Here is a 23,837-nt window from a genome sequence, read left to right as displayed (position 1 = left end):
ATTTTAATAATACGAGGAGGATTAAATATGTGCACAAGCATTCTACAAATTGCAAAGGATGGCACGCATTTACTTTCACGGACGATGGACTGGTATCGAATGGGAAGTATGCCACTTTTTACCCCCAGAGATTACAGTTGGAAAAGCGTCTACGATCATCATGAATATAAAAATAAGTATGCGCTCATTGGTGGCGGAGGTCCTCATGACGACGAAGTAGATGTGTCAGACGGAATCAATGAGTGGGGGCTTAGCGTCCAAAAGTTAACTTTTTCCAATGGATCAATCCTCTCAACTCAGCGAAACTCTGAGAAAACGCAATTGGCACCATTTGAACTTCCCTTTTATTTGTTAGGAAATTTTAAGTCAGTCGCTGAAATTGAAGCGTACCTATCGGAGATTGAACTAATGACCGATGAGTTTGCTGATCAAGCCTACGGTCACCCAGAGCTCCACTTTACTGTTCTGGACAAAACGGGACGGATCGTGGTCATTGAGCCCACGAAGCAGCCAATGGAAGTCCGGAATAACCCATTGGGAATTTTGACCAATTCACATAATTTTGAGAAACAAATTAATCAGTTAGAGGATTATATGGAATTTACGCCAGCCTTCAAGGCGGGGACGGTTCCTTTGAATACGTCTAAAGTAACAACTGGTAACTTTTCGGGGAAGAAAGTACCAACTGGATCCTTCACGCCGGGTTCCAGATTTATTCGAGCTGCTTACGATAAGGAGCGGGCAAATATTCCTGCAAATGAAGATGAAGCGGTCATTAGTAGTTGGCACCTGTTAAATAGTGTGAGTGTTCCGAAAAGTACTGATCATCAAAGGACTTATTCGATTTATCGGGCAGCAACGAGTAGTGAGTCCCTTAGTTACTATTTTGAGCCGTATGACCGGATGTCCATTGTGAAACTTCAATTGACGCCGGAAATGCTCAACTGGACAAAGCCTAAATTTTACTCAGTGATTAATGATTTGGTAGTCGATAATCTGAACAAACGGGATGAGGTTCCGGGACTGTGATTCTGTAATTTTTTAATAAGTTGACTTTAAAAAGCGTACTTTCTCCAGATGAGTCCCTATACTTCAAACCAATCTAACAAAGGAAAGAGGGTTATTGTGATTGCAAAGCGAAAAAAGAGTAATGGCGTCGTCGCGTTTGTGATTGTCGCTGTCATTGTTGTCCTGGTGTTCGGTGCGGGACTTAAACTTCGTCAATACGTGGTGAACCGATTTGACAGCAGTGCGACGGCCACAACTCAATCCACTTCTGCGTCGCAAGGCCTGACTGACGCACAACGAGCGTTCATTAAAAAGATGGCTGCTCCAGCACAACGTGTGTATAAACTAAATCGACAAGTCCTCCCCAGCATCGTGGTTGCCCAAGCAATTTTGGAGTCCAACTGGGGGAAGTCGACGCTCTACCTTGAGGCCAATAATCCATTTGGCATGAAGGGGAGCTACGAAGGAAACACCAAGGCGTTTCCAACAACGGAATACGAAAACGGTAAAAAGATAACGGTGAACGATTACTTTAGAGACTATCCCGATTTAAAGTCCGCCATTTTGGATCATGACAAAATTTTGCGAGCTAAGTTCATTCCCCAAGCAACCACTAATTATCAAACGGCAGCAGAATTTTTACAGGAAAATAATTATGCCACCGATCCAAAGTATGCCCAAAAAATTATCCAAATGATTCAAACCTACAATTTAAATCAATATGATAACTAGGGATAGCAATTCTCGTGGTAAAATGCTAGAATCAAATCAATCTGAAATTAGAAGTGGGGAATTTATCGTTGTTACATTTACTGGGTGAGTTATACGGACCCTTTTTTGATCTTCATAACTGGCAAACTGTTATTACATCAGGGAACGACTGGCTTTTAATCTTTTCATTAGTGCTGATTGAATGTCTATTATCTGTTGATAATGCGGTGGTACTTGCTGCGCAGACGCAAAGCTTGCCAACAAAAAAGCTCCAAGAAGAGTCATTATTCTACGGAATTTGGGGTGCGTACATCTTTAGGTTCCTAATTATTGGATTAGGAACTTTCCTCATTCACTTGTGGGAAATAAAGGTGATTGGCGCGCTCTACTTGGTGTTCCTAACTTTCCGTTACTTCACCAAAACGAAAGTCACGCATACGCGCCATTTAGTCGATAATAGTAAGAAGAGTCAACGCTCACTATTTTGGTCGGTCGTGGTACAAATTGAAATGATGGACATCATCTTTTCTGTTGATTCAGTTCTTGCATCACTCGCAATTTCTCCGAACCCAGTTATCGTTCTGCTAGGTGGGATGATTGGGATTCTTGCCATGCGGGGGATTGCTGAATTTATCATGAAACTAATGAAGAAGATTCCTGAACTTGAACCAATGGCTTACATTTTAATCGCATTTATCGCAATTAAATTATTTATGTCCATCCCGGCAATTGATATCGAGATTCCGGCACCCGTATTTGGTGGAATAGTGGTTGGCGCCGTTGTGGTGACGGTTCTCATTCATATGATTAGAGCGAAACATTCGAAGAGCGAAGGGAAGTCTTAATTTGGCAGTTAATTTAACGAAAGATAATATTGAAAGCCAAACTGCAGACGGGATGACAATCGTTGATTTTTGGGCATCTTGGTGTGCGCCATGTAAAATGATGGATCCCGTTTTAGAGCAGCTTGAAGATGAGTATGATGGCAAAATTAAGTTTGCAAAAATGGACGTTGATGGCAATCAAGACATTGCCATGCAATATAAGGTCATGAGCGTTCCAAGTCTCGTACTTTTTAAAAATGGTAAGGCAACTGAAAAAGTAACCGGTGTTTATCCACGTGAAAAACTTGCGGCTTACTTAGATCAAAAATTAGCTGAATAAACGTGATGAGATGGGGTGCGAATTTGGCATCCCATTTTTTTCTTGATTATTCGTCCTAAATGGCTTTAGATTAAATTAGAACAGGATGGTGACTCAGATGAATATTGGATTTATTGGAACGGGTGTCATGGGTGCTGCGATTGCGGAACATTTCATCGATGCTGGTCATGATTTAACGGTGTATAACCGAACAAGACAAAAGGCGCAAAAGCTAATTGATAAGGGTGCAAAATGGGCCGTGACGCCTAAAATTATTGCTGATCGAACGGATGTTATTTTTACCATGGTTGGATTTCCCAAAGACGTTGAGTCCGTTTATTTTGGCGCAAATGGGATCTTTGCGGGGCTAAAACCAGGGAGCATCGTCGTCGATATGACAACCAGCACGCCCTCTTTAGCAATTAAAATTAATAAAGAAGCTCATACGCATAATTCGCTGGCTTTAGATGCTCCCGTTTCCGGCGGTGATATTGGTGCTCAAAAAGGGGCACTAACCGTGATGCTGGGTGGGGATGAATCCGCCTACCAACAGTTATCTGACTTATTTGATTTGATTGGAAAACGCGTTAACTATTTTGGTGCGGCCGGCTCTGGTCAGCATACAAAAATGGCCAATCAAATCATGATTGCTGGAACCATGACGGGATTGACTGAAATGCTCGTTTATGCGAAAAATGCGAAATTGCCACTTGATCAGGTGCTTGCTACTTTGAGTAGTGGTGGCGCCGATAACTGGAGCATGGAAAACTATGTTCCGCGAATTTTAGCGCAGGATTACACTCCAGGATTTTTTGCGAAACACTTCCTCAAAGATTTACGGATTGCGCTTGATGAAGCAGATAAAATGGGACTCGATCTACCGTCAACAAAATTGGCAAAGCAACTATACGAAACGATGGTTGAACAGGCCAATCTGGGGGATGACGGAACCCAGGGCTTAATCAAAACGTATGAAAAGTGGAAAGATTAATTTTAAATTAGAGTTGACAAAGAATTATTAGAATGTTTTAATAAATGTATTCAATTCGGAAGGAGATCATCACTATGAAGCAGGCTCAACTCAAACTCAACAATTGGTATTATAACTTCTATTACTTTAGGTAACCGCATCTTCCAAGGGTGCGGTCTAACGAGATCGCATCTAAGGTGGGAGTTATTTTACAATCCAGCTAGGTGTCTATACATGCTAGCTGGTGAGCGCGATAGTCTATTTCTATTTGGATGATTTTTCAAGACGCCGGTTAGCAGATGCTAACCGGTTTTTTGTTTCAAAAATTAGAAAATGGGGTGTCACAGATGACCAGAGCAAATACAATCAGATTGAACATTATTCTCTACTTAAACTACTTCGTCCACGGTGTTGGATTAATTATTCTGACCCAAAATATGAAGGTCTTACAGGCGGGATGGCATACGTCACTTGCGACCGTTGCCTACGTTATTTCAGCATTAGGAATTGGCCGGTTGCTCGCTTACTACATTTTAGGAAGTTTGTCCGACAAATGGGGTAGGAAGCCATTTATTTACATTGGTATTTTATCGTACGCCATTTTCTTCGCCGGAATCTTAATGACGAGCAGCGTACCTGTTGCATACGGTTTAACTATTTTAGCAGGGGTTGCCAACTCCGCCTTGGATTCTGGTACTTACCCAACTTTCATGGAAATGCCGGGGCATCAGTCAGCTTCAACGGTGTTGATAAAAGCTGCTATGTCAGCTGGAGAGTTTGTTTTGCCAATCATGGTCAGCGCAATTGAACTAAATCATTTCTGGTACGGATCATCATTCGTCTTTGCATTAGCAATTTTGGCATTTAATTTAGCTATTTTACCAATGACCAAGTTTCCTAAAAAGCAATCAAGTGAAAGCGCGGCCGTTGCAACTAAGCATTTGACTAAGGGTCAGCGAATTGCTGCAGTGGGCCTCTTAATTTACGGATACGGCTCAATGGCACTGATGATCTGGTTCACACAATGGGGAACTTACTACGCCCAGTCAGTTTTGAAATTGGATAACGTTGCCGCACATGGAATGCTATCGTTGTACAGCATTGGGTCATTAACCGGTGTCTTCCTTATTTCAATTATGCTTAAAGTTGGGATTAGTCCCTTCAAATTGTTAGTTGTTTTCAATGCTGTTGCTGTCGCAGCGTTAGTTGGAATCTGTTTTGCGGGAAGTGCGACCATTGCTTTGATGGCAGCATTTACCTTTGGATTATCAGCAGCCGGCGGAATCATGCAGGTTGGCTTAAACGCTTTAAGCGAACTCTTCCCAGCAAATAAGGGCCGAATCACAGGACTTTTCTTCACATTTGGAAGTATTGCATCAGTTACGGTACCATTAATCAGTGGACGATTAGTGACCGTTAACCCAGCTTTAACGCTTCAATCCGACTTAGCAGTTGGAGTTCTATGTTTAATTGTTAGTTTGGTTGCCTTACGATTTGGAACGGTAAAGGAAACGGCTTTATCGCCAGCAGAATAAATGAAGACAAAAAATAATCCTATCTCATTTTTGAGGTAGGATTATTTTTTTGTTCTATTCAATATCTGAGAAGAACGAATACAGTTTTTCTTGGGTTAACGCTTCTTTTTCAGCGCCAGAAACATCGTAAGTAATTTGGCCATCTTGAAGAACAATTAGGCGGTTACCATACTTCAAAGCGTCTTCCAAATGATGGGTGATCATGAGGCAGGTTAACTTTTCAGTATTAATTCGATCGTTCGTGGCGGCCATTAACTGTTGCGACGTCTTAGGGTCTAGCGCAGCAGTATGTTCATCCAATAGGAGAATGTCTGGCCGTTTTAACGTTGCCATAAGGAAGCTTAAAGCCTGACGTTGACCACCGGATAGGTTACCGGTTGGCGTGTTTAACCGTTCGTCCAAACCGTTATTCATTGTTGATGTCAGCTTAGCGAACCCAGCCATTTGTTGTTTCAATCCGCGAGGGGTCAGGTGACGACTTTCACCACGCTTTTTGGCTAACAGTAGATTTTCGGCAACCGTCATTCGGGGCGCCGTTCCTAACTTGGGATCTTGGAAAACGCGACTCAAAAATCGAGTGCGATTTTCTTCTGAAAGGTGGGTAATATTTTTATCACGAAGGCTAATTTGCCCCTCATCAATTTTTAAATTACCACCAATTGCGTTGAATAAGGTAGATTTACCAGCACCGTTTGAACCTAGAATAGTAATGAAGTCGCCATCATTCACCGTTAAATTTAGGTGATTAAGAATGGTAATTTGTTCGGGTGTATTTTGATTAACATTTACGACGACATTATCGAGTTTTAGAATTGGGTTACTCATTGGTATCAAGCCCCCTCTTTAGAATATGACGGAAATTGAACTTCTTTTGGAATACTGGCAGCATCATGCAAAGTGCTAGAACGATGGCAGATAATAGGTTTAAATCATTTGCGTTGAAGCCAAGTTTTAGAACAATTAGGAGCACAAAGCGGTACAAAATTGACCCTAACGTGACGGCAACTAATCGTTGATTCATTGTTAATTCGCCAAATGCGACTTCCCCAATGATGATGGAAGCAAGGGCAATGACGATAATTCCGATTCCCATGTTGACGTCGGAGTAGCCGTTGTTTTGAGAAACTAGGGCACCACCAAGACCAATCATCCCGTTTGAAACCATCAGTCCCATGATTTTCATGTTGTCGGTGTGAATTCCAAGTGAGCGGGCCATTACTTCATTATCACCAGTGGCGATGAAGGACTGTCCCAAATCGGTTTGTAAAAAGTAAACCAATAATAGCGTCACGATTGCAATCATCACCATGCCAAGGACAACACTGTCAAAGTAGGGTGGTAATGATTGAAGAAAACGTGTTTTGAATAGGGTTGATTTGCCTAATAAGGAGAGATTTGCTCGGCCCATAATTCGTAAGTTAATGGAGTAAGCGGCCGTCATGACTAAGATTCCGGCTAGCAAAATTGGAATCCGACCCTTTGTATAAAGAAGGCCGGTGACGAGTCCTGCCAACATACCAACGCCGACAGCGATAAGGGTTGCCCAGATTGGTGAGATACCGTGTGAAATGGCGGAGACACAAGCTGCGGCCCCCATTGGAAAGGTTCCTTCAACAGTCATGTCTGGAAAGTCTAATATTCTGAAGGTTAGAAAAAGGCCTAACCCAAGGACTGCCCATAGGAGTCCTTGCCCGATTGCGGATACAACTAAATTCATTTGAATACCTCCCCGTTCTTTTCAGCTTCTTCGACAACTGACTTAGGAAGCGTAATACCAAGTTTTTTGGCTTCCTTCAAGTTAATCGTCATTTCACCACTTCGGAAGAAATGAATTGGTGTCGTTGCTGGATTGAGTTTTCCTTTAAGAATTTGTGCGGTCATTTTGCCGGTCTCAACACCCAATTTGTATTGATTAATACTGAGGGTTGCTAATCCGCCATCCTTTACCATTGAATCAACGGCAGGGAAGACGGGGACCTTAGCGAAGTTGGCGTTTGCAACCAACGTCTGCATGGCAGACGCAATTGTGTTGTCCGTTGGAACATAAACGGCATCCACGTTGCTCAGCATTTGTTGAGAAACCTGATCAACATCGTTGGTGTTTGAAATTGAATAAGCCTTAAGCGTCACGTTTTCCTTTTTGCAAAGGGCTTTGAATTGCTTATACTGTGCGGTTGCTGAATCATCACTTGAGGTATACATAATCCCAAGGGTTTTCATTTTGGGCATGATTTGCTTAATTAAATCAAGTTGAGCTTTAAGCGGTGCTTGATCAGAAACCCCAGTGACGTTGCCACCAGGTCGCTTATTATTCTTGACTAAGCCAGCTCCCTTTGGATCGGTAATTGCTCCTAACACAACTGGAATTTTATCCGATGCATTAGCGAGTGCTTGAGCTGATGGCGTTGCAATACCAATCATGGCATCAGCGTTTTCGTTCACAAAGCGAGAACTCATCGTCTTCATGTTACTTTGATCATTTTCGGCATTTTGAAAATCAACTTTTAGATTCTTGCCAGGTTTGTAGCCCTCATCGGCGAGCCCCTTCATGATCCCCTTATGGATTGTGTCCAGTGCCGGTTGGGACATTAATTGTAAAATTCCGACGGTTTGCGTTTTTTGGGTCCGCGTCGATTGTTGAGACGGTTGCTGACGAACAAATGCAAAGCCAAGAAAGACTAAAATAATAGCAATGAGTGAATAAAGTCGTTTCATTATGAATCCCCCTTATTAGTTGTTTAGTCGCTCAGGAAAATAAAAAAAGACAATCATCCGCGCAGGATAATTGTCCGATGAAAAACAAAGACCTGCTGGGTTAAAGTGTTAATCCATGCAGGCTTTTTATTAACAGAAAAGTTAGCCGACACAGACACGTACTAATGATGTCTTTCTCATCAGGCGCATCTGTGTTAAAAGATTGCCCAATTTATCGGCTTTGCCAGTCACTATTCAAATTTTGGATTGAATGATTTAGCATGCTAACTTTCCCTTCTCTGACTAATTGCTGACAATTATAAGAAATTAATGAGGACACGTCAAGCTATTCTTGTTTGAAAATGAAAATTGGGGAAGAGTGTCAGGTCCTCAGGAGTTATTATTAGCAATAACTATTAAAACCGGTTAATATCAACTTATCAAATGGTATCGTTTAGAAACGGGGGGAATGAAATGCAATGGGAGAAGCATTTAACTAACTTTACGCTGGCGTTAATTAGTTTGGGATTAATGATGATTTTGTCGCTAAGAACTGTTCAAGCTGAAGACATGAATGGCATTGCAGTTTCTCCCATTTATGATGAGACTGAACTCTCGCAGGACGGTTACTTCAACTTAAAAACGAAGGCCAACGAAACAGTCAATGTGGCGGTTCGAGTTGTGAATCAAAAAGCGACAACGCAGCAGCTGCGACTTAGTTTGAATGCAGCTTACACAAACGAGAACGGGATTATTTCTTATGATAAGGGAACGGCCCGTTCAAAAGATCAGAGCCAATTTGGTGAACTGGTCAATGGACCGCAAAAGAAGACCATCCGACTTAAAAGCGGCGAAACAAAGCGCGTTAGCTTCAGCTTGAAGATGCCAACTAACTCTTTTAGGGGACAACGCATGGGCGGAATCAGGGTTGTCAATGCGGACAACAAGCAAAAGCAAAGCATTGCCAACCAGTATGCGGTCGCCATTCCAATTGTCGTGCGCCAGAGCAACCAAACACTAAAGGGATCAATCACGACTTCAGGAGCTCGGTATAAGTTGCAAAATGGTAAGGGAATTCTGCAAATCAAAACGATTAATGATCAACCATGGGTGCTGCCAAAAGTTGTTGTCAGTGGCCAAATTGTTCGGGCAGAAGATCATCAGGTTGTTAGAAAGTTTTCTCAAAAGGAGATTGGGGTAGCGCCCCGCTCAAATTTTGATTGGCAGGTTACGCTTGATAAGCCGTTACCTGCTGGAAACTATCAATTAAACTACCGGGCGGTTGCAAACGCCACGGATCAAAAATGGCAATCGACTGAATCATTTAAGGTCAAGGCGAATCAGGTTACGATGCAAGACCAGCAAAAGACAGGGCTTAGCTGGGTGAAAATTTTGATTGGTCTATTTGTCGGATTGGCCATCGCCACAATTGGCTGGCTACTTTTTCGAATCAAACGTCCGCGTTAAGGACTAAACTACTCAAGGCACACGTCACTAGTTAGGGGACTGGGGGGACAGCGATGCTTCATAATGTTGATAAAAAATGGCTAAAAATAGGGATGTTCATTTTGAGCTTAGGCGTTGGCTTATTTGTTTTCATCGCAAACGGGTCGGCGGCTACTTTGCCAGATAATAATGATTACACCGCCTCGACTGGGACGGTTCGTTCGTCAGGTGTTTCAGATACGGGTACCTCAATTAGTACGGAATCACCAGTAGATATTAAAATTTCTGATGGCGATTTTACATTAAATTACGTGGACAAAACGGGCTACGTTTCTCCGGATGGAAGCACGAACAAAAGTGGTGTTTCCAGTCTGACTGATAGTAGTGGCAATATTAAATTAAATGATAATCAACTGATGTCAAACGGTAACCAGGCTTATACGGGTGGTTTCTTACAAGCCCGAGGAAAAATTTCAATTCGGGCCGTGTTGGCAAAGACGGATGGCGGGAACCTGGTCAGCAATATGTCTTCAGGAAACTACGGGGTTATGGTTCGCGTTGAAATGCCGGAAGATGTCGATGCCAGTGCGATGGCTAAGTCAATTGTGTGGGATCAAGCGTTCATGATGCTTCAAATTTCTGTACCAATCGCTGGCTCACCACAATTTCCGATGCAGTTTGACCACCACGTTTACCTTGATCCGGATGATCCTCACGCGTTCTTCCTTAAAGTAAAAGGAATTCCCCTTGAGCATTCGGAAAGATACCTGTTTCCTAGTAACCGAAGTACAATCAAATTAGCGCGTTTCGCACAGGATGGTCAGGACTTCAAAAATAACGTTTCTGACAATGGTGATTCAATTACCCCAACTGAACTGGGCACGAGTGCAGCGGGATCAGTTGATGCAGGTGGATCGATTATGTCGTCCTGGTACTTCCTACCACCAGTTTATGGGCCAGTTGCCTTAAATGGGACCATTGGCTACAGTTTGGCGCTGTTACAAAATGCGAACACCTTTTCTTGGCTAATTGGTTCAGGATTTGATGGAACCGCCAACATTAACTTTTACATTGATATCGCAAAGTACAATGGTAATTTGGCGGATAGCTCCCCAAATAAGCAATTAACCAAAGGAAAGCTAATGCCTTCACCACGAGCGGACGGTAAGATTAACCTAGGTTTAAAGATGTACGGAAGTAGTCAGCTAGTTGATCCTTTTAGTATCAATTCAAGTGGGACTAATTTTACGTTTGACCCCGGGAAATCACCGGTTGATTACGCACTCGTGAAAAAGGATCAAGTGAGTTCTGGGACAAATGTGCCCGTCACTTCAACCGTTAAATCTTGGAATGCCTATGCATCTCCATGGGATACTCGAAGCACCAATAAACTGAATACGACAACTTCAAGCTGGGAGTCAGTTGACGGGCAAAAGACGGAACTGCCTAACGTTTCTCAAACAGATTCACTAGTCGATCGGCTAGCGAAGCTTGATATCAAACTGGACGGACTCATGGTAAATGCCGGTAAAGGAACCGACGCCGCTGGAACCGATTATTCTGGTTCGCAGAATGGCACGGTGGGGGCAGTTGGCGCAAACCGATTTGCAAGAGTTGCGAACTACTTTGATACTTCTAAGCTGGATAGTAATGGCGAAGGGGCGTTGAGCAGTGCCAAGCTTTCGGTTGATAAAAGTAAGCTAAATTTGGCACCACTCTACAAAACCGCTGGAACGGCCGGGAAAGTAAGCCTAGCAACGGACGCGAGTTCAACGCTGCCGAACACGTCTACTGCAGCGGGACAGTACGTTTACTATGGCGGGAAATCAACCTTACCAAATGGCGATACGGCCCAAATCTTGCCGGCGCCAATGTTCTATACTCAAGGGACAATTCCTGCACCAACGACGAAATTCGATGAATCAACAGTCACAATCTACACCAGTCAACTGGCCAGCAGCAAGACGGTTACCGTCAGTGGGTCATGGGTAGATGATTACGCAAATCAGGACAGTGTGAGCGTGAAGGATAGTGTCACTGGAAATAGCGCGAACGCTGGCACCAATTTGACAGCCGCTTCTAGTAAGAACTTTGCCTTGAAATTAAGTAGTGGGAGTGTTTCTGGCGCCCTTAATCTAGGAACGGGAAGCTCATTGCTGGGAACCCATACGTTGACGGCCACAATTACCCAACCCAATGTCAAACTTAGTAATGGGCAAACGGTGACCACGGGAAAAACGGGTACGGCCAGCATGACCGTCAAAGTAGTGGATGACAGTCAGGTAGCCAACGTGTCAATGACTAAAGCGGCATTGAGCAATGGCAAGACCGTCACTAATTTAGCGGTTAAAAACGCAACGAGCAGTGCTGCGGGGGAAACGGTCACCCTGCAGAGTAAACTAACAAATGATGGAACGACCGCCATCACAACACCAGTCATTCAAAGTGATTTGGGAGCAAATCTCGGCTATAAAGGAAACCTAAGTGTGCTGGTTAACGGGGTAGCAATTACAACGGCAAGTGCAACGACTAGTGGCAACACCTTATCGATTGCGCTGGGACAGACGCTAAAAGCAAAGGACCAGGTAACGGTTCAGTACCAGGTTCAAGTGACGAGCCCGTTACCGACGACTGGCGTAACGCTGAGCGACCTTTTGATGAGTGGCAGCGTCTTAAAAGCCAAGTCAAATGCGGTCACGTTAACGCCAATTGTTTCTGGATCGCTCTCCTTGACCAGCGTGCCAGGCCCATTAGAGTTTGGCGACCACGATCTACCAACTGGTGGGGCAACATACGGTAACCAGGGAACCGGAACTCAGCTCACGGTTGTAGATGGTTTGACGAGTGGAAATGGATGGACTGTAAGTGCTGCATTGACACCATTTGCAAGTGGATCTGCTCAATTCTCATCGGCTGGAATTAAGTTTGATACAGGATTAAATCAGGTGAATGCCGATAACACAAACGTGGCGATTGCAACGCAAGCAAATGATTCAACCGGCTATTGGACGAAAGCATATCCGAATATTAAGATGGTGCTCAGTTCTGGTGTTTACGGTGCAAAGCGTTATCAAGCAACGATGACGTATACGTTAGCGGCAAATGTTAATCCAACATAAAAAACGTCCTCAATTGAGGACGCTTTTTTAAATGGAACCCAAAATATTATTAAGCATGTGTAAGGCGATATTGTAACGAATATCTTTGAAATACAAATAGGAGAACGATAGAAGCCAGCCAAGACTCGCGTAAAGCAACAACGTCCAATTAAAACTCAGTGTATGAAGATAGCCGAAAATCAAACCACTAACGAAAACGCCCAAAACATTTGAGACAAGGGTGTTCTTAGAGAAGAAAAAGTTCAGGAAGAAGCCCCGGAAGATTGTTTCCTCAAAGTAGGGTGCCGCAATACAATCATAAATGGTATTCCATAAGGGAAGCTGCATGACGCCTTGATCAACCAGCTTTTGATTTGATGGTGAGGGCAAAATGTGATGAACAATCAGCTGCGACCAAACTAGTTGAATGCCAAACATGATTGCGAATAGCAGAATAAACTGCCAAAGCCGTTTTGAAGTGAGTGGCGTATGGCCAAAGTGCCGTGGATTATTTTTGGCAAGTTGCTTTTGGTAGAGCCAATGGAAGAGCCAAAGTAGAAGTGCGGATGCAATTAGCGTTAAGCCGATGTATTTAGCTGCCAGATCAGGATTGGTTCCGGCGAGACTTGATGCAGTGCTTAAAAATGCAGTTGCCGCTTGGTAGCCAATGAATAGAAGGACAATCCAAACGATTCGGAGTATTTGACGATTGAGATAACTTCCCATAAGATTCCTCCATATTCTATTAAATGTGGAACATAATGGGATACATTATACCATTATGACCAAGTTCTGAATATTTGACCGTGCTATTCGAGCGTGGTACTCTGGTTATTACGTGATTTAAACGATCGATATAAGAAGCAAGCATTGAGAGGAGAAACAGAATTGGCATTATTAGAGGTCAGCGACTTAAGCATGAGTTTCGCTGATAAAAAATTATACGATGGCGCAAGCTTTCAATTGAATAAGGGCGAACACATGGGCATTGTTGGCCAAAATGGTGTTGGTAAATCAACCCTCATCAAGATTTTAACGGAGGCGGAATTACCACTTGAAGGATCAATCAAATGGCAAAATCGGGTTCGAGTAGGGTATTTGGATCAATACGCCGATATCCCAGAAAAAATGACGCTGATCGATTTTTTGCACACGGCATTTGCTGATCTATACGCACAAAATGACCGAATGGCCGAGCTATACACGAAGTATGCTGAAACAATGGAAGACAAATTGCTTGAGCGTGCCGGTCGAATTCAAGAGGAACTCGAAGCCCGAAACTTTTACGATATTGAAACCGAAATTGAACGAGTTATTTCTGGTCTGGGCCTTGATGATATTGGTCGTGATCACGAAGTTGCTAAAATGTCTGGTGGTCAACGATCAAAGATTATTTTGGCTAAACTATTGTTGGAAAATCCAGACGTTATTTTACTGGACGAACCAACCAACTATTTAGATGTCGCACATATTCAATGGTTGGAAGACTATTTGAATAATTACGAAGGCGCCGCAATGATCATTTCTCATGATTTTGAATTCTTACAAGAAGTGACCAACTGTATTGCCAACATTGCCTTTGGGAAAATCACTAAGTATCGTGGAACCTTCAAGAACGCCATGCGTCAACGGGCTGAAAAGGAAGAAGTTCAACGCCGCGAATACGAAAAACAACAGGTTAAGATTGAAAAAACCGAGAAATTTATTAGTAAGTTTAAGGCTGGTTCACGTTCAACTTTAGCCAAGTCACGGGAAAAGATGCTAAACAAGATGGAACGGGTTGATCCACCGTCGACTAATATTCAAGCAACGTTCAACTTCCCATATGCGGATACGGGCTCACAAAATGCGCTGGTTGTTGACCAACTGTCTGTGGGCTATGAACATCCCTTATTAAAGCCAGTTACTTTTTCAGTTAACACCAATCAAAAGGTTGGTTTTGAGGGCTTCAATGGTGTGGGTAAGTCAACGCTGATTAAAACAATCTTAGGCCAACTTAAGGCTAAGGGCGGGCACGTGGAATTCTCACCATCCGCTCGAGTAAGCTACTTTAGTCAGGATTTAGTTTGGGAAAATGATCAAATGACACCACTTCAAATCATTCAGGCGCAATATGAAAAATTACCGCAAAAGGCGATTCGGACGAAGCTTGCCAAATGTGGGTTAGATTCCGCCAACGCAATGAAGCCCATGCACCAGCTTTCTGGTGGTGAGCAGGTAAAGGTTAAGCTTGCAATGATGGAGTTTGAGCCAAGCAATTTCTTAGTTTTGGATGAGCCAACGAACCATTTGGATGACGAAACGAAGAACGCGCTCAAGGATGCTATCAAAGCCTTCCCAGGGAACGCCATCGTTGTCAGTCATGAAACGAGTTTTTATAATGGACTCGCTGATAAGATTCTGAACGTTGAGAAATTAAGTTTGCGTAAACAAAGTAAAGAGGTTTAACAATTAGATTAAATTGACGCCAAAAACGTGTCATTATTGCTAAAATATGGTTTATTAGAACTAGACGTAATTAATAAATTTAAGGGTGGCAATATGAAACGATTACTAAAGTTTTTGATGGTGATTTTTGTTTTGGGGATGGCAGCGTTTTTCATTAATCGATTTCTTGTGCAACAACATCAGGCCAAGGTTTTACAGCAACAGACTGAAAAGCTAAGCCAAACCAAAAACACGAAAAAAGTAACAAAGCCAATTAATGTAAATTGGCACAAATCCTCTCAAAAAAAGGCTTACCCTAATTTTGAGAGCATGGAAAATCCGTGGTTTAAGGTATCAATCAAGGATCAACGGGTTTACGTTATGGATGGTAGTGAGCTGAAGTACACCATGTATTGTTCAACGGGAAAGGGAAAATCAACCCCAACTGGAACGTACACGATTCAGTCAGAACGTGGGGATTCTTTCTATAACCAACAATCAGGTGAGGGTGCCAATTATTGGGTATCTTGGAAAGATCACGGAGTTTATTTATTCCACTCGGTGCCAGTTGATAAAAATGGAAACTACATTAAATCTGAGGCAGATCGACTTGGCAAAGAAGCCAATTCCCATGGCTGCGTTCGGTTGACGATTGCTGATGCAAAATGGGTTTATGAAAATGTCCCATACGGGATGAAAGTTGTTATTACAAATTCATAGACACAATATATGGACATTTAAAAATTATTAACACAAAATGTATGGGTTTAGAAGCGCTAACCGTGATGTTAGCGCTTTTTTTGTTTGTTAAAATTAGCTATCGTTCGTGTTTTAATGTCATAAATCGTTTTACCTTCGTATTTTCACTAGTTTTCAATTTAAAAGCTAACATTAGCTATTTTCATGTTGTAATAGTTCGGGGGCAAGGGTACACTTGATATGTTAAATAAAAATAAAAGGGGAGTCAGTTCGATGCGAATCTTCAAACGATTAGCAACAATTGCCAGTGCACTTTTGCTTGTTACGGTTTTAGCTGCATGCGGGAAGAGCTCAAGTAGTTCATCAAGCAGCAGTTACACACCTAAGAAGTTAACGGTCCAATTTGTTCCATCTTCAAACGCCAACACCATTGAGGCGAAGGCAAAACCATTGGAAGGCCTACTTAAGAAACAACTTGGCATTCCAGTTAAGGTTTCTGTTTCAACCGACTACAACACGATTGTTGAAGCCATGGGGTCCAAGAAGGTTGACGTTGGATTCTTACCACCTGATGCTTACGTTTTAGCCCATAAGGAGTATGGGTCAAAGGTTATCTTACAAGCTGAACGTTACGGCTATAAGCAACCAAATGATCAGGAAACAAATAAACTGGTCAAAACGTATAAATCGCAAATTTTGGTTCGTAAGAATAGTGGGATTAAGACGATTCAGGACCTTAAGGGTAAGAAGATTGCGGTTCAGGATACAACATCAACTGCCGGCTGGATCTATCCAATTGTCGAACTGTATAATCACGGCGTAAATATCAATAAGAACAATATTTCAACGGTTCAAGTTAAGGGTCATGACCAAGGCGTGATGGCTGTCTATAATGGAACTGCTGATGCAGCGTTTGTTTTTGAAGGGGCCCGTGTCTTAGTTCAAAAAGATGCGAAGGATGTTATGAAAAAGGTCGTTCCAATTTACACGACGAAGGGGATCCCAAACGACACGATTACGGTTCGTAAGGATATGAGTTCTAAGTGGGATAAGAAGATTGCCAAAGCATTTAAGGAAATCGCTAAAACTAAAAAGGGTCACGAAATTATTTCATCCGTTTACTCACATGAAGGTTATGTAGATGCAAAGGACAGTAATTTCAACGTTATCAGAAACTATGACAAGACCGCAAAGAAGATCGATAAATAAGTCTTCAATTATTAATCAAGTTATTAAGGGGAGACGCAAATTGCGTACTCCCTTTTCCTTAAACTAGATAAATGAAGGGAAATAGAGCCAATGACAGATAATAATTTCATTGAATTTAAAAATGTGGGGAAGGTCTATCCGAACGGCACGGTCGGACTGGAGAATATCAATTTCAGTATTCCCAAAGGACAATTTTTGGTCGTCGTTGGTCTATCTGGCTCGGGTAAGAGTACCTTGATGCGGACGATTAACCGAATGCACGATGTGAGCTCGGGAGATGTTTTAATTGATGGCAAATCCATTATTCACTACAAGGGCAAAGACCTGAGAAACTTGAGACGAGAAATTGGCATGATTTTTCAAAACTTCAATTTGGTGAAGCGTTCAAGTGTTCAGCGAAACGTTTTATCTGGTCGAGTGGGCTATTACTCAACCTGGCGAAGTGCGCTAGGACTGTTCAGTGCTGCAGATAAACAAAAGACGGTGGAGGCGCTGCAATGAGTGGGCTTAGGTGAAAAGCTATATTCTCGGGCTGATCAGCTTTCCGGGGGCCAACAACAACGGGTTGCGATTGCTAGAGCGTTCATGCAGGATCCTAAAATTGTGTTAGCTGACGAGCCCATCGCTTCCCTGGATCCGTTAACGACGGATTCGGTTATGAATGATTTGAAGAGCTTAAATGATGATTTTGGCATCACGGTGATTGTCAATTTACATTCAGTTCCGTTAGCACAAAAATATGCCGATCGAATCATTGGGTTGCGAGACGGCAAACTAGTTTACGATAAGATGAGTGCGGACGTCACTGAAACTGACTTAGATGATATTTATCAGCCTGGTTATGGTGAGGGAAAGATTGAAAGGATGACAACGACCGCACCCATAGAAGGGGTGGTCTCATGAACGAAATCCCCAAGCGTTCCTTTGCCCAAAAATATCATGTAAAATCACTATTTTGGCTGGCGTTATTCATTATTTTAGTTTTTTGGACGGCCAATATTACCGGCGTTAATTTTGTCATGTTCTTTGACAACTTCGGCCAGTTTACGGATTTATTAGGAAAAATGGCAAAACCGGACTGGAGCTACTCAAAACTAGTCTTTGCCCCAATTTTACAAACGATTCAAATGGCGTTGATTGGGACAACCGTCGGAACATTGGTTGCCATTCCGTTTTCAGTATTAGCGGCTAGAAACATTGTTAAAAACAAATTCTTACGTAGCGTCATTCGGTTTATTTTGAACTTGGTCAGGACGCTACCCGATTTAATGCTTGCAGCTCTTTTTGTAGCCATCGTTGGTATCGGTCCGGTTGCTGGTGTTTTCACTCTAGCTGTTTTCTCATTTGGGATGATATCCAAACTATTTTATGAAGCAATTGAAACCATTGATGAAGGCCCACTTGAAGCCTTACAGGCAACTGGCGCAAGTCGCACCCAAGTTGTGATTTTTGCGGTAATTCCACAAGTATTTAACTACTTTATTAGTTACTATCTGTATACATTTGAAATTAATGTTCGTGCGTCAACCGTCCTTGGGTACCTGGGGGCCGGGGGAATTGGGGTTTACCTACAGCGTTCATTAAACGAATTTGCTTATGATCAGACCGCGGTCATTATCATTGCGATCCTAGTGGTTGTGTTAATCATTGATACCATCAGTAATACGATGAGGGAGCGACTATTATGAAAACTGTATCCGCAACTAATCAATTGCCGCTCAAACGAAATCCATTTAAATGGCTATTCTGGGTGATCATTATTGTCATCATGTTCATTTGGGCATTTGCAGGAATTCCATTTCATGGATTACAAGACTCGGCTGCCGAAGTCTCAAAGTCGATTGTTTCTGGCATTTTCCATCCGGACTGGGCATACGTCTACGATGGAAGTGGCGAGGACTTAGTGGGTCTGACGCTTCAAACATTAGCCATGGCCTTCTTGGGAACCTTTATCTCAGCTATTTTAAGCGTTCCCTTTGCCTTTTGGGCAGCTAGAAAGGGTCACAGCAAGGTTCATATGCGTTCCACCTCTGGCAAATTAGTGCTGACGTTGATTCGAACGTTTCCTGAAATTGTCTTAGCAATTATGTTCATCAAAGCAGTTGGACCGGGTTCCTTTGCTGGGGTCCTTGCCGTCAGCATTCACTCAATTGGGATGCTCGGAAAATTGTTCAGTGAATCAATTGAGAACATGGATGGCGGACCAGCAGAAGCGCTAACCAGTAGTGGTAGTAGCCACAGTCAAACTTTAATATTTGCCACACTGCCAACCGTTATGCCGGAATTTCTTTCTTACACGCTCTATCGATTTGAAATTGCTGTTCGTTCAGCGTCAATTCTGGGGATGGTTGGTGCCGGCGGGATTGGAACGCCACTCCTGTTTGCCATTCAAACGAGAAGCTGGTCGCGAGTCGGAATAATTTTGATTGGGATTATTATCACGGTAACGTTGATTGACTTTATCTCGGGATCCATTCGGAAACGGTTGGTGTAGCGAATGAAGATTAGAATTCTGTCAACGAGTGACGTTCACGGCTATCTGTATCCGACTAATTACAGTAGTCGCGATGATCAACGAGACTATGGCTTTTTGAAGGTAGCCAGCAAAATCAATCAGTTGAAAAAGTCTGCAAAAGAAGATGAATGGGTCATTTGTATTGAGAATGGTGATTTCATTCAAGGGTCGCCGCTGACTTATTACACGGCAAAAAAGGCCGCCAAGTGGCGAAACGTTTATACCGATCTCACAAATTCAGTGGGGTATGACGCAGGAATTTTAGGCAATCATGAGTTCAATTATGGAATGGCTTATTTGGCTCAGTGCGAAGCTGGGCGCCACTATCCAATTTTGAATGCTAATTTTGAAGAAAAAAAGGGTGTTGGCATCATTGATGCGCCGTATAAAATTCTCCAAAAAGACGGAGTCAAGGTCGGCATTTTAGGACTGACGACGCACTTTATTCCACATTGGGAAAGTGCAGTGCACATTGAAGACTGGCAATTTCACTTAGCTGTCCAAGCTGCGAAGAAATGGGTGCCAGAATTGAGGAAACAAGTGGACGTACTCATTGTTGCGTACCATGGTGGTTTCGAAAGAGATCCAGATTCTGGCAAACAAACCGAACGATTAACTGGAGAAAATGAAGGGTATCAGCTGTTAGCGGAGGTCCCCGGAATTGATGCACTCGTGACGGGTCATCAACACAGAGAAATCGCTACAATGTGTCAGGGCGTTCCAACGACGCAGCCGGGTGAAAAAGGAATCTATATCGGTGAAATAACGTTAGCGTTGGATGAATCAAAAAGGATTCAAAGCGCCGTTCCAAATTTGATTGCTGTTAAGGATGAACCACTCGATCCTAAAGCAGCTTCGATTGTTACCCAACTCAATGATGAAGTCGAAAATTGGCTTGATCAGCCAATGGGGAAGGTTAGCGGTGATATGCGAATTTCAGATCCATTTGCGGCACGATTAAACGGCCACCCCTATCTGTCATTTATTAATCAGGTGCAGATGGCTGCGACTGGCGCGGATGTGTCTGGAACGGCGCTATTTAACGATGACGTATTGGGCTACGATGAAGTGGTGACAATGCGAAACATCGTCAATAGCTACGTTTATCCCAACACCCTCGTTGTTTCCAAGGTGACTGGTGCCGATTTAAAATTGGCGCTGGAAAGATGCGCGAGTTTCTTTGAAATTAAGTCGGATGGAAAAGTGGGCATTTCTTCCGCATTTAAAGATCCAAAGGTTCAGTACTATAATTACGATGTCTATAGTGGCATCCAGTATGAAATTAATTTAAGAAATCCCGTGGGTCAGCGGGTGACGAAGCTGCTGTACCATGGGCAACCAGTGACCCCTGTCCAACAAATTGAGGTCGCCTTAAACCAATATCGTGGGCTTGGTGGCGGTGACTATTCAATGTTTAGCGCCGATAAAATTAGTAAAGAAGTGCAAATCGATATGACGGAATTGATTGGTAGCTATTTTGCCGATCATCCGCTTGTGAATGCGAAGCAAGACAAAAATTTCAAAATCATTGATTGAAAAGATGCTGAATCCCTTAGCATCTTTTTAAATTTCTCTAATTTTGCGCCTAAATGGCACTGAGAATGCTAAAGTTAGCTGGGTAAACTTTGAATGAAAGGGGCTATTCAGTTGAGAACACAACACTACCCAGCTTATCAGCAATTATATTTTGGATTACTATTAGCGGCTGTTGCTGGCAGCCTGGACGCTTATACTTATTTGGAACACGGGAGCGTCTTTGCAGGACTTCAAACAGGAAATTTAATTTTACTCGGAATTAGTATCAGTAATGCAGAATGGGGAAAAGTTGGCTACTATCTAATTGCTCTATTGGCTTTTATGATTGGCACAATCATTGTAAAAGCCCTGCAGCATTTGCTAACGCAGAAGCCATTTCAGTTGTCTGCTGTCATTTTAATTTACGAATTGGTCCTAATGGCCGCCGTTATTTTGGTGGGGAGCGCGGTTTCAAACGTCATGATCATCGTTCTTTTGTCATTGGCGGCCTCCGCCCAACTCCAACAATTTCGACAATTGGAAGGGCAACCGTTTACGTCAATTATGATGACGGGCAGCATTCACGGGCTTGGTGAAGGGATTTATGAGTCCTTTATCATGGGTAACCGAGAGAAGCGCCCGCAAGTTAAAACGGGAGCGCTAGTCCTACTAAGCTTTTTGGTGGGGGCATTTCTTGCCGCAATTTTCGCACCGTGGTTGCAAAATCGCGCCGTGGCGGTACCACTGATTTTATTGATTGGTGCAGTTATTTATTTGTTTAAGCATCGACGAGATGGTCTTGAAACTGCCACGGAACCAAATTTTGAAGAATCCGACAGTTCCCAAGAGGAACCCACTAGGAGCCGAACAAGAAGTAGAAGAGGACACTAAAAAAAGCCCGCGCATTTGCGCGAGCTTTTTGATTAATCTTTAAAATTATCTGATTCAACGTCACGAATGAAAGTTGCCAAATGATCATAATACACTGGGGCATTATCAATCATATGGTGATGGCCACCCTCTGGCGTCGTTGCAAGACGCGCGTGAGGAATTGCCTTAGCCATTCGTTTAGCAGTATCAAGTGGCATTGTTTCGTGCTCACCAAAGGTTACTAACGTTGGCACTTTAATGTCCTTAAGCTTATCGGTGAAGTTCCATTCCTTCAGCTTACCAGTAACGACGAATTCGTTGTCGCCTTGGAAAACGTTGTAGACTGCCGTTGCCATTGTTGAAGCAAGGTGAGAAATGGCGGCTGGCTTTTTACGGTCAACGTAGCCATCGTTCAAGACGTCAACGTAGCTTTGGTATTTGGCATCGTCCCAGTCGCCTGAGGCCTCTTTTTCCTTCATGTAAGCAACTGCTTCAGCAGGAAGGGCTTCTTCACGAACTTGGTTGATGTGCTTTGTATAGTCATCAATATTGTCGACCATTGATGAGATGATAGCACCTTTCAAATGTTGACCGTATTTGGCAGCGTACATTTGAACGAGGGCACCACCCCATGACTGACCGATTAAATAGAATTTGTCGATGCCAAGCTTTTGGCGAACTTCTTCAACTTCATCCAAGAAGTAGTTGTAAGTGAGGTACTTGTCCGCAATCTTTGGATCATCGTAATCGGGTTGATCTGAGTAAAATGAACCAAGTTGATCATACATGTGAACCTGTACGTTCAAGCCTTGTTTCTTTAATTGTTGAGCAGTATCTTCCCAGTATTCATGGGTTCCACCAGGGCCACCGTGCAGTGCAAGCAAATGAATATCGCCTTCACCTTGTGTGTTGGTCCATAAATGGTAACCGTTGTCGAGCGTAATAATTGTCGTCCCTTGTTTCATGGTATCCCTCATTTCAGAATAGATTAGTAACAATCATATCACGAAAATGAAAATTAGGTGTGAATGGTAGCGAAATAATCGTATGAATATTTCAAAAATCTGGTAGACTAAATCTAAATGAAGCAATACCATAGGAGGATTCAATTTGAAAACGGCAGTTATCACTGACACAGCTAGCTACTTAGACCCAGCAATTGCGGAAGCAGCTGGTATTCATATTGTTTCAATTACCGTGATTTTTGGTCAACAGACTTTTCTCGAAAATGAAACCATCACGTACAAAGAATTTTATGACAAAATGCGTGCGGATAAAATTATGCCTTCAACGGCGCAGGTGACAATGGCCCAGATGCAGGAGCAATTTGACGAATTGGCAGCGGCTGGATTTGATGAGGTTGTTTGCATTAATTTATCGAGTGGCATTACCAGCTTCTTTGAGAATTTGAGTCGTTACGCAGAATCCGTGGAGAATATCAAAGTCGTGCCGTTTGATTCTAAAATGGCAAGTGAAGGTGAAGCGTGGTTGACACTACTTGCTGCGAAAATGGCGAGAGCCGGCAAAAACGCGGCTGAAATAGTCCCAGAGCTTGAAAAGCTTCGGGATTCCAACCACGTTCTGTTTGCGGTTGATAATTTATCACACCTTCTTCATACGGGACGAATTACGAACAGTTCTGCGCTCATTGGCAACCTATTGAAAATAAAACCGATTCTCACGTTTGAAAACGGGAAGATTGTGGCACTTTCGAAAGAGCGAACAATGAAACGCGCCTTCAACAAGATTAAGGAACACATTAATGAAACCCTTCCTGACATGAATTATCCGGTTAGAATCGGCGTTATTAATGGAAATAATCCTGCTGAAGAGGCCCATTGGATTGAACAACTTCAAGGAGAAAACTTAACGGCTGGGGGACAGCCGGTCGTGATTGAGGCTGGCGAAATTGGTCCTTCAATTGGTGTTCACACGGGTGAGGGTGTGATGGGAGTTGTTTGGAGTCGCGATTGGGAAAAAATGTAATATTAATAGTA

General features: G+C 42.9%; 21 protein-coding genes and 1 pseudogene. 17 read left to right on the top strand and 5 right to left on the bottom strand.

The window, feature by feature from the left end; all coding sequences use genetic code 11:
* Nucleotides 1-27: 27 nt before the first annotated feature.
* The 6 genes from FD44_RS03475 to FD44_RS03450 all read left to right on the top strand — a co-directional run bounded on the left by FD44_RS03475 (nt 28) and on the right by FD44_RS03450 (nt 5,367).
* Nucleotides 28-1,029: a linear amide C-N hydrolase gene (locus tag FD44_RS03475; protein WP_029327517.1), complete on the top strand. Its 1,002-nt coding sequence runs from the start codon at nt 28-30 to the stop codon at nt 1,027-1,029.
* A 96-nt stretch (nt 1,030-1,125) separates the two neighbouring features.
* Entirely contained in the window at nt 1,126-1,740 is a 615-nt protein-coding gene (locus FD44_RS10680; protein ID WP_010619452.1) for a glycoside hydrolase family 73 protein, read from the top strand.
* A gap of 68 nt (nt 1,741-1,808) precedes the next feature.
* Nucleotides 1,809-2,564, top strand: coding sequence for a TerC family protein (locus FD44_RS03465; RefSeq protein WP_010619453.1), 756 nt, complete (start codon nt 1,809-1,811; stop codon nt 2,562-2,564).
* A gap of 1 nt (nt 2,565) precedes the next feature.
* A complete protein-coding gene (gene trxA, locus FD44_RS03460) occupies nt 2,566-2,883 on the top strand; it encodes a thioredoxin (RefSeq protein WP_010619454.1) in 318 nt (105 codons plus the stop codon).
* 97 nt (nt 2,884-2,980) lie between these two features.
* A complete protein-coding gene (locus FD44_RS03455; RefSeq protein WP_010619455.1) occupies nt 2,981-3,853 on the top strand; it encodes an NAD(P)-dependent oxidoreductase in 873 nt (290 codons plus the stop codon).
* Between the two features lie 326 nt (nt 3,854-4,179).
* Nucleotides 4,180-5,367 (top strand): MFS transporter, encoded by a 1,188-nt coding sequence (locus tag FD44_RS03450; RefSeq protein ID WP_010619456.1) that lies wholly within the window; start codon nt 4,180-4,182, stop codon nt 5,365-5,367.
* A 54-nt stretch (nt 5,368-5,421) separates the two neighbouring features.
* On the opposite strand, the gene FD44_RS03445 is transcribed toward FD44_RS03450, so the two are convergent.
* Genes FD44_RS03445 through trpX form a run of 3 tightly spaced genes read right to left on the bottom strand, consistent with a single transcriptional unit; the run spans nt 5,422 to nt 8,082 of the window.
* A complete protein-coding gene (locus FD44_RS03445; protein ID WP_010619457.1) occupies nt 5,422-6,192 on the bottom strand; it encodes an ABC transporter ATP-binding protein in 771 nt (256 codons plus the stop codon).
* Nucleotides 6,185-7,084 (bottom strand): ABC transporter permease, encoded by a 900-nt coding sequence (locus FD44_RS03440; RefSeq protein WP_010619458.1) that lies wholly within the window; start codon nt 7,082-7,084, stop codon nt 6,185-6,187. Before FD44_RS03440 ends, FD44_RS03445 begins: the two co-directional genes overlap by 8 nt.
* Nucleotides 7,081-8,082 carry a tryptophan ABC transporter substrate-binding protein gene (gene trpX / locus FD44_RS03435; RefSeq protein ID WP_010619459.1) on the bottom strand — a complete coding sequence of 334 codons (1,002 nt, stop codon included), beginning with the start codon at nt 8,080-8,082 and terminating at the stop codon, nt 7,081-7,083. Before trpX ends, FD44_RS03440 begins: the two co-directional genes overlap by 4 nt.
* Before the next feature lie 453 nt (nt 8,083-8,535).
* Between trpX and FD44_RS03430 the strand changes: the two genes are divergently transcribed.
* Together FD44_RS03430 and FD44_RS03425 are read left to right on the top strand one after the other, a co-directional pair.
* Entirely contained in the window at nt 8,536-9,528 is a 993-nt protein-coding gene (locus FD44_RS03430) for a DUF916 domain-containing protein (protein WP_010619460.1), read from the top strand.
* Between the two features lie 53 nt (nt 9,529-9,581).
* Entirely contained in the window at nt 9,582-12,626 is a 3,045-nt protein-coding gene (locus tag FD44_RS03425) for an autotransporter outer membrane beta-barrel domain-containing protein (protein ID WP_010619461.1), read from the top strand.
* Nucleotides 12,627-12,653: 27 nt separating this feature from the next.
* Here the strand turns inward: FD44_RS03425 and FD44_RS03420 are convergent, their stop codons facing one another.
* Complete coding sequence (locus tag FD44_RS03420; RefSeq protein ID WP_010619462.1) at nt 12,654-13,331, bottom strand: CPBP family intramembrane glutamic endopeptidase; 678 nt, start codon at nt 13,329-13,331, stop codon at nt 12,654-12,656.
* Between the two features lie 162 nt (nt 13,332-13,493).
* Between FD44_RS03420 and FD44_RS03415 the strand changes: the two genes are divergently transcribed.
* The 8 genes and pseudogenes from FD44_RS03415 (at nt 13,494) to FD44_RS03380 (ending at nt 21,861) form a co-directional block, all read left to right on the top strand.
* Nucleotides 13,494-15,053 (top strand): ABC-F family ATP-binding cassette domain-containing protein, encoded by a 1,560-nt coding sequence (locus tag FD44_RS03415; protein WP_010619463.1) that lies wholly within the window; start codon nt 13,494-13,496, stop codon nt 15,051-15,053.
* Nucleotides 15,054-15,146: 93 nt separating this feature from the next.
* Nucleotides 15,147-15,752, top strand: coding sequence for a L,D-transpeptidase (locus FD44_RS03410; RefSeq protein WP_033445198.1), 606 nt, complete (start codon nt 15,147-15,149; stop codon nt 15,750-15,752).
* A gap of 252 nt (nt 15,753-16,004) precedes the next feature.
* Nucleotides 16,005-16,940, top strand: coding sequence for a phosphate/phosphite/phosphonate ABC transporter substrate-binding protein (locus FD44_RS03405; RefSeq protein WP_010619465.1), 936 nt, complete (start codon nt 16,005-16,007; stop codon nt 16,938-16,940).
* A gap of 90 nt (nt 16,941-17,030) precedes the next feature.
* Nucleotides 17,031-17,843, top strand: a pseudogene (gene phnC / locus FD44_RS03400) (phosphonate ABC transporter ATP-binding protein).
* Entirely contained in the window at nt 17,840-18,628 is a 789-nt protein-coding gene (phnE, locus tag FD44_RS03395) for a phosphonate ABC transporter, permease protein PhnE (protein ID WP_010619468.1), read from the top strand. Before phnC ends, phnE (FD44_RS03395) begins: the two are co-directional and overlap by 4 nt.
* Nucleotides 18,625-19,434 (top strand): phosphonate ABC transporter, permease protein PhnE, encoded by an 810-nt coding sequence (phnE, locus tag FD44_RS03390; protein WP_010619469.1) that lies wholly within the window; start codon nt 18,625-18,627, stop codon nt 19,432-19,434. The genes phnE (FD44_RS03395) and phnE (FD44_RS03390) overlap by 4 nt, the downstream gene beginning before the upstream one ends.
* A gap of 3 nt (nt 19,435-19,437) precedes the next feature.
* Nucleotides 19,438-20,991, top strand: a complete 1,554-nt coding sequence (locus tag FD44_RS03385) for a bifunctional metallophosphatase/5'-nucleotidase (protein ID WP_010619470.1) — start codon at nt 19,438-19,440, stop codon at nt 20,989-20,991.
* 111 nt (nt 20,992-21,102) lie between these two features.
* Nucleotides 21,103-21,861, top strand: a complete 759-nt coding sequence (locus FD44_RS03380) for a YoaK family protein (RefSeq protein WP_050899312.1) — start codon at nt 21,103-21,105, stop codon at nt 21,859-21,861.
* Nucleotides 21,862-21,893: 32 nt separating this feature from the next.
* Here the strand turns inward: FD44_RS03380 and FD44_RS03375 are convergent, their stop codons facing one another.
* Complete coding sequence (locus FD44_RS03375) at nt 21,894-22,805, bottom strand: proline-specific peptidase family protein (protein ID WP_010619472.1); 912 nt, start codon at nt 22,803-22,805, stop codon at nt 21,894-21,896.
* Nucleotides 22,806-22,950: 145 nt separating this feature from the next.
* On the opposite strand from FD44_RS03375, the gene FD44_RS03370 reads away from it, so the two are divergent.
* A complete protein-coding gene (locus FD44_RS03370) occupies nt 22,951-23,826 on the top strand; it encodes a DegV family protein (RefSeq protein ID WP_010619473.1) in 876 nt (291 codons plus the stop codon).
* Nucleotides 23,827-23,837: the final 11 nt, after the last annotated feature.

Source organism: Secundilactobacillus malefermentans DSM 5705 = KCTC 3548, assembly GCF_001436395.1.
GTDB lineage: Bacteria > Bacillota > Bacilli > Lactobacillales > Lactobacillaceae > Secundilactobacillus > Secundilactobacillus malefermentans.
This window is presented reverse-complemented; position numbering and strand designations above follow the sequence as displayed.

Excerpts from the sequence above, each read along its gene's own strand:
- FD44_RS03440 (WP_010619458.1), bottom strand. The coding sequence starts at position 7,084 with ATGAATTTAGTTGTATCCGCAATCGGGCAAGGACTCCTATGGGCAGTC.
- FD44_RS03450 (WP_010619456.1), top strand. The coding sequence starts at position 4,180 with ATGACCAGAGCAAATACAATCAGATTGAACATTATTCTCTACTTAAAC.
- FD44_RS03475 (WP_029327517.1), top strand. The coding sequence starts at position 28 with ATGTGCACAAGCATTCTACAAATTGCAAAGGATGGCACGCATTTACTT.
- FD44_RS03425 (WP_010619461.1), top strand. The coding sequence starts at position 9,582 with ATGCTTCATAATGTTGATAAAAAATGGCTAAAAATAGGGATGTTCATT.
- FD44_RS03410 (WP_033445198.1), top strand. The coding sequence starts at position 15,147 with ATGAAACGATTACTAAAGTTTTTGATGGTGATTTTTGTTTTGGGGATG.
- FD44_RS03445 (WP_010619457.1), bottom strand. The coding sequence starts at position 6,192 with ATGAGTAACCCAATTCTAAAACTCGATAATGTCGTCGTAAATGTTAAT.
- FD44_RS03405 (WP_010619465.1), top strand. The coding sequence starts at position 16,005 with ATGCGAATCTTCAAACGATTAGCAACAATTGCCAGTGCACTTTTGCTT.
- FD44_RS03420 (WP_010619462.1), bottom strand. The coding sequence starts at position 13,331 with ATGGGAAGTTATCTCAATCGTCAAATACTCCGAATCGTTTGGATTGTC.
- trpX (WP_010619459.1), bottom strand. The coding sequence starts at position 8,082 with ATGAAACGACTTTATTCACTCATTGCTATTATTTTAGTCTTTCTTGGC.
- FD44_RS03455 (WP_010619455.1), top strand. The coding sequence starts at position 2,981 with ATGAATATTGGATTTATTGGAACGGGTGTCATGGGTGCTGCGATTGCG.
- FD44_RS03430 (WP_010619460.1), top strand. The coding sequence starts at position 8,536 with ATGCAATGGGAGAAGCATTTAACTAACTTTACGCTGGCGTTAATTAGT.
- FD44_RS03385 (WP_010619470.1), top strand. The coding sequence starts at position 19,438 with ATGAAGATTAGAATTCTGTCAACGAGTGACGTTCACGGCTATCTGTAT.
- phnE (WP_010619469.1), top strand. The coding sequence starts at position 18,625 with ATGAAAACTGTATCCGCAACTAATCAATTGCCGCTCAAACGAAATCCA.
- phnE (WP_010619468.1), top strand. The coding sequence starts at position 17,840 with ATGAACGAAATCCCCAAGCGTTCCTTTGCCCAAAAATATCATGTAAAA.
- FD44_RS03375 (WP_010619472.1), bottom strand. The coding sequence starts at position 22,805 with ATGAAACAAGGGACGACAATTATTACGCTCGACAACGGTTACCATTTA.